Origin of the sequence: Nitrospirillum amazonense (assembly GCF_007828045.1) — a bacterium.
Taxonomy (GTDB): Bacteria; Pseudomonadota; Alphaproteobacteria; order Azospirillales; family Azospirillaceae; genus Nitrospirillum; species Nitrospirillum amazonense_C.
Genome location: NZ_VITN01000010.1, coordinates 150,030 through 163,007 on the forward strand (window position 1 = coordinate 150,030; position 12,978 = coordinate 163,007).

The following is a 12,978-nucleotide window of genomic DNA, read 5'->3' on the forward strand; positions in this document are numbered from 1 at the left end:
CTGGCGCATGATGCCTGGTGCGTATCGTCCGGAAACAACATTGTTGCCCTAGCGAATCGTGACGTTGATTTCGGGCCGCGGACGCGCAGAATCGGGGCCTTACTGATCAGGATGCCTTATCCCATGTTGTTTCCAGGCGACGAGTCCACCGGTGACGTGCCGGCCCCACCGGGTTCGGGCACCTTCGCCGTGGAGCGCCGCTGGGGACCGCTGGTGCTGGTGGTCACCCTGGCCAGCCTGTCGTTCGCCGGCCTGTTCGCCGCCGGCCTCGGCCGGGAATCGGGCATGGGCATGCCCATGGTCATGGGGCTGGGCGCCCTGGGCATCGTCGCCGGCCTGACGCTGGCGGCACTGGTGCACGGCCGTGTGCGCCGGCATGAGACCCTGCGCAGCCTGGTGCGCCAGCGCACGTGGGAGCTGGAGCAGGCACGCACCCTGGCGGAGGGGCAGGCGGCCGCGCTGGCGCTCAGCAACCGCGACCTGCGCGTGGCCGCCCGGGTGATCGAGCACAGCGTCGATGGTATCATGGTGACCGACGCCGACAACCGCATCGTGCTGGTGAACCGCGCCTTCACCGATATTTCCGGCTACAACGCCGCCGAGGTGCTGGGCCAGGATCCGCGCCTGCTGAATTCCGGCCGCCAGGGCCCGGAATTCTACCGCGTCATGTGGCGGGCGCTGCGGGACGAGGGCGCCTGGGCGGGGGAGGTCTGGAATCGCCGCAAGGACGGCACCGTCTATCCGGAATGGCTGCGCATCACCCTGCTGCGGGATGAGGACGGCGCCATCAGCCACCACATCGCCGTCTTCAGCGACCTGACCGCCAAGAAGGAGGCGGAGGAGCGCAACCGCCACCTGGCCTTCCACGACGCGCTGACGGGCCTGGCCAACCGCGCGCTGCTGATCGGCCGTGTGCGCCTCGCCCTGGCCAATGCCAAGCGGACGGGGGAGCCGGTGGCCCTGCTGCTGCTGGATCTCGATCATTTCAAGCTGCTGAACGACACCCGCGGCCATCCCACCGGCGACGCCGCCATCGTCGCGGCGGGGGAGCGTATCCGTCGCACCGTGCGGCCGGGCGACACCGTGGCGCGACTGGGCGGGGACGAGTTCGCCGTGATCCTGACGGGCGCCTCCCTGGCCGGTCCGGCCCTCACCGGCGCCGATAAGCGCCAGGAGGCGCTGGCCGCCGTGGCCCAGGTGGCGGAGCGGCTGGTGACCGCCTTCCAGCATCCGCTGGCCCTGGAAGGCACGGGCGGGGGCGAGGTGCGCCTGGCCTGCTCCGTCGGCGTGGCCGTGGCCCCCGGCGACGGCGACACATGGGAAGCGCTGCTGCGCCATGCCGACGTGGCGCTCTATGCCGCCAAGCATGCCGGCCGCGACCGCTTTCATTTCTTCACGCCGGAGATCGGCGACCGGGTACGCGACCGCACCTGGATCGAGGAGGGGTTGCGTGTCGGCCTGGGCGTGGCCACGGGTGCGGGGGGCGACGGCGTGGTGGATGGCTTCAACCTGGCCTACCAGCCGCAGTACCGCCCGGCCCCCACCGGCGTGGGGGGCAGCCTGATGGGGGCGGAGGCGCTGGTGCGCTGGAACCATCCGGAGGATCTCAGCCCCGTCTCGCCCGCCCGCTTCATCCCGGTGGCGGAGGAGACGGGCCTGATCGTACCGCTGGGCGACTGGGTGTTCCGCACCGCCTGCCGCACGGCGCGCAAGGTGCGCGAACGGGGCGTGGCCGGCTTCAAGATGGCGGTCAACCTGTCGGCCGTGCAGCTGCGCGACAAGGGCTGCGGCGACCGCCTGCTGCAGATCCTGACGGAGGAGGACTGCACCCCCGGCGACATCGCGCTGGAGATCACGGAAAGCGCCCTGATGGGCGATGCCGAGGGCAATCTCCAGGCGGTGCATGACCTGCGCGCAAACGGCTTCCGCTTCGCCATCGACGATTTCGGTACGGGCTATTCCTCGCTGGCCTACTTGCGCAAGTTCGCGGCCGCCTATGTGAAGATCGACAAGTCCTTCGTCGACGGCCTGCCGGACGACGACGCCAGCCGCCAGATCGTGGCCGCCGTCATCGCCATGGCCCACCACCTGGGCCTGGAAACCATCGCCGAAGGCATCGAGACCGAGGCGCAACTGGATTGCCTGCGCGAGCTGGGCTGCGACATCATCCAGGGCTATCTGCTGGGCCGCCCCATGCCGGAAGCGCAGCTTATGGCGCTGCTGGACCCCATCGCCACGCCGAAGGAGGCGGTGGCGTCCGGGGTGTGATCCACGCTTCGATTCCATGGAAGCGACGCTTCGAGGAATTCAACTATTCGGGAGATTCGGCCGTACCCTATAAAGCCCTCCACGCTTTCAGGTACCGGAGGGGCGGATGCGGTCGAGACTGTGGTTGGCGTTGGTGGTCTGTCTGGCCGCGGGTACGGCTTACGCCCAGGCGAACCTGGACGCCACCGTTGCGGCACATCGCACCGATGCCGCCGATATTGCCGCCATCCAGGCTCTGCTGGCCGCCTACACCACGTCGGTTGGCGCCGGGGACGAAGCCGCCTTCGAAGCCCTGCTGTTGAGCCGGGACATTCCATTCAGCCATTCAGGCGCCGTCAGCCGTGGACAGGCGCCGGAAACACGGAACTACCCGCAATTCCGCCAAGCCATCTTCGCCAGCGGCAAGCGCTACGCCCAGACCTTCCACAATGTCCGCATCAGTCAGGATGAAGACTTGGCCGAGGTCTCTCTCGACTTCGTGACCCGCGACCTGACGGACGGCACCGCCGGCTATGGCTGGAAGGTGTTGCACCTGCTGAAGGTGAAGGGGCAGTGGAAGATCGCGGCCGAGTTCTACACCGGCCGCGCCTTGCCCAAGGACTAGCTTACGGCGTCCCCAGGTCCACGCCCGCCTTCCAGTCCGTGCCGGCCTTGTAGATGCCCAGGCGCTTCATCTCATTGGTGAAGCTGTCCCAGCGGGCGGCGGTCATGCGGCCGATGGAGTCTGAGGCGGCCGGGGTTCCCTCCACGATGCCGTCGTCCGCCAGGGCCTTGCGGCCGTAGGCCAGGGTCTCGGCGTCCATGTCGGGGTTGGACTTGCGGATCAGGGCGTCGGCGGGTGCGGCGTCGCCGTGCAGGTAATGGCGCCAGCCCTCCGCCGTGGCGGCGACGAAGGCCTTGACCGCCGCCGGATGGGCCTGGATGTAGGCGTCGTTGAACATCACCAGGCCGCTGTAGCCATCGTAGCCCTGGTCGGCCAGCAGGAAGACCTTCACGTCCGCCCCGGCCTTCTTCGCGATCAGCGGCTCGCTGGTGGCATAGCCCTGGGCCGCCGCGGCGGAGGTGGTGAGGAAGGGCGCCAGGTTGCCGGTGTAGCGGCGGATCTGGCTATCCTCATAGGGGTACTTGCTCTTCAGCCAGCGCCATAGCGTGTTGATGCTGGGATCGCCCAGGAAGATGGGGCGGCCCTTCAGGTCCGCCAGGCTGGTGGTGTTCTGGGCATGGGCCATCAGGATGGTGGGGTCCTTCTGGAACATGGATGCCACCGCCTTCACCTTGGCGCCCGCCTCCACCAGGTTCAGCACGTAGAAGGCGTTGGAACCGATGGTGCCGTCGATCTTGCCGGCGGCCAGCATCTGCTGCGCGCTCATCCCCGGGCCGCCGGGCACGATGGTCACGTCCAGCCCGGCCTTCTGGTAAAGGCCCTCCGCCACCGCCTGGAAATAACCGCCGTGCTCCGCTTCCGCCTGCCAGTCCAGCATGAACACCAGCTTTTCCGCCGCGCGGGCCGGATGGCCGGGGGCGGAGGCGGACAGCAGGGCGGCCAGCGCCAGGCCGGCCTTCAGGAAAGCGCGGCGGACGGGACGGGCAGGCATGGAGGTTCCCTCATCTTCTGCGACTGGTTAACAGCTGCAGAGCATACCCACTGTGCCGGGGCGACGGAAGCGGGGCCGGCGGCGCCTGCGGCGATGGATGTTGCGCGCGGGGAAGGCGGACCTATAAGACTCCAAGAAGCCGTTTCAACCCTCTGCCGGAAAGCCATTCCCGCCCATGCCGTGCCGCCTGCCCCATCCCTTGGCCATCATCCTCCATGCCGGTGCCCGGCCATGAGCCGCTGGCTGCTGGTGACGGGCGGGGCCAAGCGCCTGGGGCGTCTGATCGCGCTGACGGCGGCCGGGGCGGGCTGGGATGTGGCCCTGCACTGCAACGCCTCTGTCGACGCCGCGACGGCCACGGCGGAGGAGGTGCGGGCGCTGGGCCGCCAGGCCCTGGTGGTACGGGCTGACCTAGCCGACCCTGCCCAGGTGGAAACCTTGGTGGGGCGCACGGCCGCCGCCGCTGGCCAGCCGCTGGCCGGGCTGGTCAACTCCGCCTCCCTCTTCGAATGGGATGACGCCGCCAGCCTGACGGCGGCGGGCTTCCTGACCCATCAGACGGTCAACACCCTGGCGCCGGTGCTGCTGACCCGCGCCCTGCACCAGGGGCTGGCCGAGGGGCAGCGGGGCACGGTGGTCAACATTCTGGACTTCAAGCTGGCCAACCCCAACCCGGACCACCTGTCCTACACCCTGTCCAAGTACGCGCTGGCCGGCGCCTCGCGCCTGCTGGCCCGATCCCTGGCGCCCACGGTGCGGGTCAACACCGTCTCCCCCGGCTACGTCCTGCCGGCCCCCGGCCAGGACGAGGCGGAGTTCCAGCGCCTGAGCCGCCGCAACCCCCTGGACCGCGCGCCCGATGCGCAGCAGGTGGCGGATGCCGTGGTCTTCCTGCTGAACCACGACACCATCACCGACCAGGACATCGCGGTCGACTGCGGCCTGCGCTTCCTGAACCTGGCGCGCGATGTGGGCATGGCATAACGGCGCCGGAGGGCGTCGGTTGCCGAACGGTTGTGCTTGAGAGAAGGGAACGGATGGTGGGCGCGGTAGGGATTGAACCTACGACCCCCGCCGTGTGAAGGCGATGCTCTCCCGCTGAGCTACGCGCCCATCCGTCCGGGCTTCGCCAACCTTGGCTGGCGGCAACATGATCTAAGATATTGATCACGTTGGTTTCGACGGATGGTGGGCGCGGTAGGGATTGAACCTACGACCCCCGCCGTGTGAAGGCGATGCTCTCCCGCTGAGCTACGCGCCCATCCGTCGTGGGGGCGGTTTGTAGAGGGACGGGGGCCACCTGTCAATAAGCTTGTTCGGGGCGGATGATGAATCCATTCTGGGGCTGCCACCGCCCCGGCGGGGTGGTCGGTTTGGGTGTCGGAAGGAAGGGATCGGTATGCGCGTCGCCTTGTGCCTGAGCGGCCAGCCGCGGACCTGGCGTCATTGCGTCGACAGCCTGCGCCGCTTCGTGGCGGGCCACGAGGTCACCACCTTCCTGCATCTGTGGGACGAGGTGCCGGAGGCTGAACGGGCGGAGATGCTGGCCGCCTACCAGCCCGCCGCCCACCTGGTGACGGCCCGCCCGCCCTTCGCGGCGGAAAAGCGCCGCATGGCGGAGCGGTGGCACTACCGCCCGCCCTTTTCCATCTTCGACATGTTCCACGCGGTGCAGCTTTGCCTGAACCTGGCGCTGGGGCACAAGGGCCCGGACGGCAAGGCGGCCCCTTTCGACGCCATCGTGCGCGTGCGCTACGACAGCCGCTTCGAAGACACGCTGCCGGAGGACTGGTTCCGCACACCGGGGCTGATCACGCCGGACAGCTGGACGCCGGCGGATGGCTACAACGACCAGTTCGCCTTCGGCCGCCCCGCCTTCATGCGCCTTTACGCCGCCTTCGCCACCTGGCTGCCCCGGGGGATGGAGGGGCATGATCGGGCGGTGTTCCAGCCGGAGGCGGTGCTGCGCCAGTATCTGGACAAGGTGGCCATGGTGCCGGTGCGCCAGGCGCCCCTGCGTGTCACCCTGCTGCGCGAGGGCCAGGAGGACCTGCCCTTCGACAAGCTGACCGATCTGCCCATGGTCCATGCCCGCAAAGCGGCGGCGTGGAAGCAGTACGCAGAGGCCGGGTTGCCGGCTGATCTGGCTGAGAAGCTGGACTTTTCCCATTACGCGGAGGCGCCGCTGGTGGTGGACCAGCAACTGACCGATCTGCTGGAACCCATGGACCAGGCCGCGCGCCATGCCCTGCTGCGCGCCCCCTGGGAGGAGCGCATCCTGGCGGTGGACGCCTTCCTGGCCGGCCAGGTCTCGCAACGCTCCGGCAACGGCACCCTGACGGGGGAGGAGTATGAGCGGCTGCGCCTGCTGTGCGCCGGCCTGATCTACCGCATGCCGCCGGAGGGCACGATGGACGCGGACAGCGCCATCCTGCACGTCCTGTCCTGCAACGTGGTGGATGCCACCCGGGTTGCCGATTGGCTGAAGGTGGTGGGCGACCCGGGGCGGGCAGCCTTTCAGCGGCGGCTGGGCCGCTTGACCATCCTGGCGGCGGCCATCACCCACGCCGACCCCTTCGAGCAGGACTTTCGTCTGGGCTGGCGCCTGAACTGATCCTCAGGCCACTGGTTCCAGCGTGCGCAGGGCCGCCAGGGCGTCGGGCGTGTCCACGTCCAGGTGCACGCCGCCATCGGCCGGCACCTCCACCACCCTGTCGGCATGGATGGCCAGCAGGCCGCGGGCACCCTGGTCACCGGTGATGCCGGCCATGGCGGGGACCAGGTCGGCCGGCCACAGCACGGGGTTGCCCCGGCGCCCCTCCGCCACCGGTACGACGATGGCCCGGCCCGCCGCCGCCGTGAAACGGGCCAGCAGGCGGCGGTGCGTGTCCGCCGTGACGCGCGGCATGTCGCCCAGGCAGACCAGCACGCCCGCTCCGCCAGCCGCGCCGGCAAGCCCGGCCTTGAGCGAGGCGCTGAGACCCTGGGCATGGTCCACCGCCTCGATGAAGCGCACGTCCAGCCCGCGCAGGGCCGTGCGCACCGCCGCCGCCTGGTGGCCCAGCACCACGGTCACGCGGCCCGGGTTGGCGGCCAGCGCCGCCGTCACCGCGTGGCGCACCAGGGGCTGGCCGGCATAGTCGGCCAGCAGCTTGTTGGCGCCCATGCGCCGGGCCGATCCCGCCGCCAGCACCAGCGTGGTGACAGGAAACCCGGCCGCCACCGGGACGGCGCGTTGGCGGGGCATGGGGCGGCTGGGGATGTCGGTCAGCAGGCCGCCCACCCCCATGCCCATGATCTCGGCGGGCGTGACCTCCAACCCGGTGGCGACGCGCTGCAGGATCCAGTCGAAGCCGTTGATGCGGGGCGACCGGGCGCAGCCCGGCAGGCCCAGCACCGGCACCTCGCCCAGCCGTGCCAGAAGCATAAGGTTGCCCGGATCCACCGGCATGCCGAAATGCTGCACCTCGCCGCCCGCCTGGACGATGCCCGTGGGCAGCACGTCGCGCCGGTCGGTGATGGCCGAGGCGCCGATGACCAGGAGCAGATCCAGGTTCAGGGATGACAAGTTCGCCAGCGCCCCGGCCACGGCCGCGGCGTCATGGGCCAGGCGCCGCTCCGCCACCAGGGTGCCGCCCACCTGGGCCAGGCGCGCCTCGGTGACGGCCACCGTCTTGTCCAGGGTGACCGCCTTCAGGCCCGGCAGGCGGGTCTGCACCAGGCCGGCGCGGATGCCGCGCCACGGGGCCAGGCGCAGGGCCGGCACGCCGCCCCTGGCCGCCTGTTCCACGCGGGTCGCCAGACCCTCGGGAATGGCGAAGGGAATGATCTTGATGGTGGCGGCCATGGCGCCCGGCGCCAGGGGGGCGAACGCCGCCGCCGTGGCCACGGTCACCGCCTCGTCCACCTGGTTCAGGCGGTTCAGGCGGGCGGGATCGACCAGCAGCAGGCCGCCGGCCTCCGCCATCACGTTCACCCGGCCGGTGGTCGCGGGCGTCAGGGACAGGCCTGGCCCCGTGATGGCCTGGGCCACACGGCTCGCGGCGGCATCCTCCCCCACGTCGTCCGGTTCCAGCCGCACGGCGACCACCTCCGTCACGCCGGCGTCGGCCAGCGCCGCCAAGTCGGCCGCCGCCAGCCGGCGGCCTTTGGGATAGCGCAGCGCGCCGGTCTTCAGGCTGTGGGCCAAAACGGCCCCCTCGGCATCGGCGACGGGCAGGGGGCCGAAGCGCATGGCGTCAGCGTCCCGGGGCCTGGGGCGCCTGGCACGGGCGCCGGGCGGTCTTGGCGCCGCGCAGGGCCAGGGTCATTTCGGCCAGGATGGACACGGCGATCTCCGCCGGGGTCAGGGCGCCGATGTCCAGGCCGACCGGGCCGTGGATGCGCTCCAGCGCTGTGGGGCCGAAATCGGCCATGCGTTCCAGGCGGCGCTGGTGGGTCTTGCGGCTGCCCAGGGCGCCAATGAAAAAGGCGTCGCTTTCCAGTGCCGCGCGCAGGCCCGGCTCATCCAGCTTGGCGTCATGGGTCAGGGTGACGACGGCGGTGCGCCGGTCGGGCGCCAGCGCGGCCACGGCGTCGTCCGGCCATTCGCGCACCAGGGTGACGCCGTCGCCCGTGGGGAAGCGGGCGGCGCTGGCGAAGGCGGCGCGCGGATCGACCACGGTCACCTCATAACCCGCCAGCCGGGCCATGGGGGTCAGCGCCTGGGCGATGTGCACGGCGCCCACCAGGATCAGCCGCAGGGGTGGGTTCCATACCTGGGCGAACCATTCCCCCTCGACCTCCTCCGGCGCGATCAGGACGGACCGGTCCTGGGCCAGGGCTTCCAGTACCTGGGTGCGCACGGTTTCCGGCAAGGCGGTTTCGCCCTGCTGCCGCTCCGCGTCCACCAGGGTCTGCTGCCCAGTGGCGAGGTCGGTGACCAGGGCCGCCGGCCGCTTGGCGTCGGCCGCGGCCAGCAGGGCCGACAGCAGCCGCCGGCGCGAGGCACCGTGGCCCGGGCCCACAGGCGCCACATAGATGCGCACGGTGCCGCCGCAGGCCAGCCCCACCTCCCACGCGCGCTCATCGGGCACGCCGAAGGTCAGCAGCCGCGGTTCCCCATCCTCCAGGGCACGCAAGGCCTCTTCCACCACCGCCCCCTCGACGCAGCCGCCGGAAACGGAGCCGATCATGCCGCCCCGGGCGTCCACCGCCAGTTTGCTACCCACGGGACGGGGAGAGGATCCCCAGGTGGCGATGACCGTGGCGATGGCCGCCGCCTGGCCCTGGGCCAGCCAGCCCTCCACCGTGCGCAGGATGGACAGCTCATCTACCGGCGCGGTGATCCGTGCGGCGTCCTGCGACGGACCCGGCTGCGACGGATCCGGGAATGAAGGAGGAACAGGGGAGTCGAGGGTCATGGATATACCGACGCGGTTTGGGCGGTGGCCCGGGCCCCTTCCCAAATAGGGCGCGGGGTCGTGGATTGCCAGCCTGCGGGGGCAGCCTGCGGAAGTGTCGCTGGGTGATGCCGGCTTAGCGGATCAGCACGATCAGCAACAGCAGGACCAGCACCAGGAGAGGGATCCAGATCATGGGCCGCAGGCCGGCGACCGGGTGGGCCATCGTCGGGGCCGGCTGCGCGGTGTCCGCCGGGGGCCCGGGCGCCGCAGGCTCCGGCGGGAGGGAGATGCCGGCGGAACCCAGCGCTTCGGCCTCCGTGGGCCGCACCTGGTGCTCTATGGCGCGGGCGTGGGTTTCCGGCTCCAGCGGCAAGGTGGCGGGCTCGGGCGTTTGCGCCGCCAGCTCGTCGCGCGCGGCGCCATCCTGGGCCGCCGCGACCAGGGTCGGGGCCATGGCCTCGGTCAAGGGGGCCAGCTCCACCAGGGGAATGGATTCGGCCGGCGCCGGTTCCGCCTTGGGCTTGCGGGCACGTTTGGGCGCCGTTTCCGACCCCGCTTCGGGCCCCTCGGCCGCCTTCCTGGTGCGGGTGCGCTTGGGCTTGGCGTCCACCGGCACCTCCTCCGGCACCGCCTCGGCGATGGCGGCGGCGTCCACGGCGGGTTCGGCCAGGGCCACATCGGCCACCAACGCGGGGTTGGCGGTGGCGGCCGTGGCCAGCAGGCCGGCCAGTTGGGCGAAGAAGGCGCGGGTGTCCGCCTCGGCGTCCGCATCGACGGCGGCGTTGAAGATCAGCCGGGTCTGGCCGTCCCCGGCGTCTACCAGGCGGACGGCGGCCTGCTGGCCGTCGCCGTGCAGCACGCATCCATGCGGCGGGTCCAGGTCGGACAGGGCGATGGTGCTGTCATAGCCCGGCGGCACGCTCTGCCGCAGCACCTCGGCGTCGTTCAACGCCACCCACACCAGATCCTGCGGGGCCGCGACCAAGTATTCGCCGCTAATGTCCATCCTGGACGTCCTTGTTCTGCCGTTTCCCGCGACCGTACTGGGCACCGGCCCCGGGGGCAAGCCCTCGTCCGGTGCGGGACAGCCCCCTGATGGAAAACGGCTATCAACTTTCCGTCGGCGCGATGGGTTCCCCGCGATGGGTTCCCAACGGCCGGTGATCCGGTTAGAGCGAGGTGCCGGACATCGTCTGTTCCCCCAATGGACATAGGCGCCGCTTCGTCCGCTTCCTGAAAAAGGATGAGGATGATTTCTGCACCAAGGCCGGTGGTCTTTGGCGGAAGTCAGTAACGGCACGGGTGATATTGACGGAATTCGGCCGCAATCATCGTCCTCTACTAAAGGTGAAACGGCCTTCTCTTGAGGGTGCGCCCGATTCGCTGTACCGTGGAGGCATCATGATCGTAGCACCCTTGCCCGTTCTGGACCTTGCCCCCGCCCAGCCGCCGGCGGCGACCCTGCATGTCGATCGCGTGGGGGCGGTGCAGGAACGGGAAGCGCGGCAGCGTGACCGGCGCCGGCGCCGGCCCCCGGAAGAGGGCGCGCGTCACGGCCGCTCCCTGTTCGATGACATCGTGGATGAGGTCGACCCCACCGGCGCGCTGGAACCGGACCATGAGGAACGCCTGCGCCAGAACCTGCGGGGGCTGGTGCGCAGCGGGGCCCCGGTCGCGTCGCCGGCCGCCGGCCGGGAACTGGACCATGTGGTGGACCATTTGGCGCCCCAGCATGCCCACCTCAGCGACGCGGAACGGCTGGAGAATGCCCGCCTGGCCGACGCCCTGCGGCAATGCCTGGCGGTGCACAGCGACGGCGCCCGCAAGATTTCCACCTACCTGCAGGCCCTGATGGCCCAGAATGGTGAGATCCACCATGTGGAACTCACCGTCTGAGAGGCGTTGTCAGCGCGCCTGCCGCCCACTCAGGCGCAGCAACGCCTCGCGCCGCTGCTCTTGATGGCGGCTGACGGTGCGGACAGCCAGCAGGTCGCGCCGTGCCACCAGCCCCACCAGCCGGTTGCCGTCGCGTGACAGCACCGGCAGACGGCCGTGGTCGGTGGCGGCCATGCGGTCGGCCACACGGCCAACCAGCTCGTCATCATAGGCCACCGCCACCGACCCGCCGGCACATTGGTCGCCCAGGGTCCAGCCCTCATTCGTCGTTTCTTCCGTGGCCCAGCGCAAGGCATCGGTGCGCGACGCCATGCCCAGCACCTGGCCATCGGCGTCCACCACGGGATAGCTGCGGTGCTTGGCTTTGGGACCGTCGGTGGCCTGGTCCGCGCCGCTGAAGAAGGCCAGCGCCTCCGCCAGCGGCATGCCGGCCGGCAGGGTGTCCACCGGCTGGGCCATCACCTGGGCCACGCGCATGGTCTCAAACGGCTCAACCACGTATTCGCGTACGATGTGATGGCCGCGCCGCGCCACCTTCTCGGTCAGGATGGAACGCTTGAGCAGCAGCACGGTGGTGCCATGCGACAGGGCGCAGGCGATGGCGAGCGGCAGCAGCGCGCCCACGTCGTGCGACAGTTCCAGCGCGAAGATCATGGCCGTCAGGGGCGCCCGCATGGTGCCGCCCATCATCGCCGCCATGCCCACCAGGGCCCACTCGCCGGTGGAGCCCACGGGGACGGCGCCGGCGAATAGCACGCCCAGCGCGCCGCCCATCATCAGCAGGGGCGCCAGCACACCGCCCGACGTGCCGGAGCCCAGGGCCACGGCCCAGATCACCGCCTTCACCGCCACCAGCAGCAGGGCGGAGGCTGGCGGGATCTCGCCATGCAGCAATCCCGCGATGTTGTCGTAGCCCACGCCCAGGGCGCGGGGGTCGACCAGGCCGCCCAGGCCGATGACCGCCCCGCCGATCATGGGCCACCACATCCAATGCAGGGGCAGGCGTCCGAACAGATCCTCGAAGCCATAGACCAGGCTGGTCAGCACGCCGGATCCCAGGCCGGCCAGCACGCCCAGCAGGGCGCACAGGGCCAGGCCCGCCGCCGGCAGCGGGGCGCTGTCGGCCAGGGGGAACAGCGGGCCGGCACCCAGCAGGGCCGGGCGGCAGGCGGCGGCCACGGCGGCGGCGATGGCCACGGGGATGAAGCTGCGCGGCTTCCATTCAAACAGCAGCAGTTCCACGGCCAGCAGCATGGCGGCCACCGGCGTGCCGAAGGTGGCGCTCATGCCCGCGGCGGCGCCGGCCACCAGCAGGGTCTTACGCTCCGCGTCCGTCAGATGGAAGAACTGCGCGAAAAGGGAACCAATGGCCCCGCCTGTCATGATGATGGGGCCTTCCGCGCCGAAGGGGCCGCCGCTGCCGATGGAAATGGCGGACGACAGGGGCTTCAGCAGCGCCACCTTGGGCTGGATGCGGCTGCGCCCCACCAGGATGGCCTCCATCGCCTCCGGAATGCCGTGGCCGCGGATCTTCTCGCTGCCATAGCGCGCCATCAGGCCGATGATCAGGCAGCCGACCACGGGCACCAGGGGCATGAACGGCCCCCATGGGCTATCGCCAATATGCGCCGGGGTGGCGCTGACGCGGCCGAAATAGAACAGGTTGGTGGCCAGGTCGATCAGGCGCAGCAGCACCCAGGCGGCGCCGGCGCCGGCGGCACCCACCACCACCGCCATGGCCATCAGCATCAGCAGCCGCCGGTCCGCGCTGAAATCACCCAGCACATGGTCTTGCGCCATCCGGGGCGCCATCCGGGACGCCGTCCGGGACGCCG

At 70.6% G+C, this 12,978-nt stretch carries 10 protein-coding genes and 2 tRNA genes; 5 read left to right on the top strand and 7 right to left on the bottom strand.

Annotated elements, in window-relative coordinates; translation table 11 throughout:
• Positions 1-123 precede the first annotated feature (123 nt).
• Both FBZ89_RS16960 and FBZ89_RS16965 read left to right on the top strand, forming a co-directional pair.
• On the top strand, positions 124-2,268 hold the full coding sequence (locus FBZ89_RS16960; protein ID WP_186457406.1) for a putative bifunctional diguanylate cyclase/phosphodiesterase: 2,145 nt from the start codon (positions 124-126) through the stop codon (positions 2,266-2,268).
• Positions 2,269-2,374: 106 nt separating this feature from the next.
• Complete coding sequence (locus tag FBZ89_RS16965; protein ID WP_145751074.1) at positions 2,375-2,872, top strand: nuclear transport factor 2 family protein; 498 nt, start codon at positions 2,375-2,377, stop codon at positions 2,870-2,872.
• Position 2,873: 1 nt separating this feature from the next.
• Here the strand turns inward: FBZ89_RS16965 and FBZ89_RS16970 are convergent, their stop codons facing one another.
• Positions 2,874-3,863, bottom strand: coding sequence for an ABC transporter substrate-binding protein (locus FBZ89_RS16970; protein WP_145751075.1), 990 nt, complete (start codon positions 3,861-3,863; stop codon positions 2,874-2,876).
• A 231-nt stretch (positions 3,864-4,094) separates the two neighbouring features.
• On the opposite strand from FBZ89_RS16970, the gene FBZ89_RS16975 reads away from it, so the two are divergent.
• A complete protein-coding gene (locus tag FBZ89_RS16975) occupies positions 4,095-4,847 on the top strand; it encodes an SDR family oxidoreductase (RefSeq protein ID WP_211115266.1) in 753 nt (250 codons plus the stop codon).
• Positions 4,848-4,901: 54 nt separating this feature from the next.
• Here the strand turns inward: FBZ89_RS16975 and FBZ89_RS16980 are convergent.
• Both FBZ89_RS16980 and FBZ89_RS16985 read right to left on the bottom strand, forming a co-directional pair.
• Positions 4,902-4,976: transfer RNA gene (locus FBZ89_RS16980), tRNA-Val, on the bottom strand.
• A gap of 73 nt (positions 4,977-5,049) precedes the next feature.
• Positions 5,050-5,124 (bottom strand) — tRNA-Val (locus FBZ89_RS16985).
• A 138-nt stretch (positions 5,125-5,262) separates the two neighbouring features.
• Between FBZ89_RS16985 and FBZ89_RS16990 the strand changes: the two genes are divergently transcribed.
• The gene (locus FBZ89_RS16990) at positions 5,263-6,477 is read left to right on the top strand and encodes a hypothetical protein (protein ID WP_145751077.1); all 1,215 of its coding nucleotides are present in this window, start codon (positions 5,263-5,265) and stop codon (positions 6,475-6,477) included.
• A gap of 3 nt (positions 6,478-6,480) precedes the next feature.
• Here the strand turns inward: FBZ89_RS16990 and FBZ89_RS16995 are convergent, their stop codons facing one another.
• From FBZ89_RS16995 to FBZ89_RS17005, 3 genes are all read right to left on the bottom strand, one after another.
• Positions 6,481-8,097, bottom strand: a complete 1,617-nt coding sequence (locus FBZ89_RS16995; RefSeq protein ID WP_145751078.1) for an NTP transferase domain-containing protein — start codon at positions 8,095-8,097, stop codon at positions 6,481-6,483.
• 4 nt (positions 8,098-8,101) lie between these two features.
• Positions 8,102-9,265, bottom strand: coding sequence for an XdhC family protein (locus tag FBZ89_RS17000; protein WP_145751079.1), 1,164 nt, complete (start codon positions 9,263-9,265; stop codon positions 8,102-8,104).
• A gap of 115 nt (positions 9,266-9,380) precedes the next feature.
• On the bottom strand, positions 9,381-10,253 hold the full coding sequence (locus FBZ89_RS17005; RefSeq protein ID WP_145751080.1) for an SRPBCC family protein: 873 nt from the start codon (positions 10,251-10,253) through the stop codon (positions 9,381-9,383).
• 395 nt (positions 10,254-10,648) lie between these two features.
• On the opposite strand from FBZ89_RS17005, the gene FBZ89_RS17010 reads away from it, so the two are divergent.
• Complete coding sequence (locus FBZ89_RS17010) at positions 10,649-11,143, top strand: hypothetical protein (protein ID WP_145751081.1); 495 nt, start codon at positions 10,649-10,651, stop codon at positions 11,141-11,143.
• 9 nt (positions 11,144-11,152) lie between these two features.
• Here the strand turns inward: FBZ89_RS17010 and FBZ89_RS17015 are convergent, their stop codons facing one another.
• Positions 11,153-12,943 (bottom strand): chloride channel protein, encoded by a 1,791-nt coding sequence (locus FBZ89_RS17015; protein WP_211115267.1) that lies wholly within the window; start codon positions 12,941-12,943, stop codon positions 11,153-11,155.
• Positions 12,944-12,978: the final 35 nt, after the last annotated feature.

What these genes read in the sequence shown, in the direction of transcription:
- FBZ89_RS16960 (WP_186457406.1), top strand. Translation starts at nt 124, where the DNA reads ATGTTGTTTCCAGGCGACGAGTCCACCGGTGACGTGCCGGCCCCACCG.
- FBZ89_RS16965 (WP_145751074.1), top strand. Translation starts at nt 2,375, where the DNA reads ATGCGGTCGAGACTGTGGTTGGCGTTGGTGGTCTGTCTGGCCGCGGGT.
- FBZ89_RS16970 (WP_145751075.1), bottom strand. Translation starts at nt 3,863, where the DNA reads ATGCCTGCCCGTCCCGTCCGCCGCGCTTTCCTGAAGGCCGGCCTGGCG.
- FBZ89_RS16975 (WP_211115266.1), top strand. Translation starts at nt 4,095, where the DNA reads ATGAGCCGCTGGCTGCTGGTGACGGGCGGGGCCAAGCGCCTGGGGCGT.
- FBZ89_RS16990 (WP_145751077.1), top strand. Translation starts at nt 5,263, where the DNA reads ATGCGCGTCGCCTTGTGCCTGAGCGGCCAGCCGCGGACCTGGCGTCAT.
- FBZ89_RS16995 (WP_145751078.1), bottom strand. Translation starts at nt 8,097, where the DNA reads ATGCGCTTCGGCCCCCTGCCCGTCGCCGATGCCGAGGGGGCCGTTTTG.
- FBZ89_RS17000 (WP_145751079.1), bottom strand. Translation starts at nt 9,265, where the DNA reads ATGACCCTCGACTCCCCTGTTCCTCCTTCATTCCCGGATCCGTCGCAG.
- FBZ89_RS17005 (WP_145751080.1), bottom strand. Translation starts at nt 10,253, where the DNA reads ATGGACATTAGCGGCGAATACTTGGTCGCGGCCCCGCAGGATCTGGTG.
- FBZ89_RS17010 (WP_145751081.1), top strand. Translation starts at nt 10,649, where the DNA reads ATGATCGTAGCACCCTTGCCCGTTCTGGACCTTGCCCCCGCCCAGCCG.
- FBZ89_RS17015 (WP_211115267.1), bottom strand. Translation starts at nt 12,943, where the DNA reads ATGGCGCAAGACCATGTGCTGGGTGATTTCAGCGCGGACCGGCGGCTG.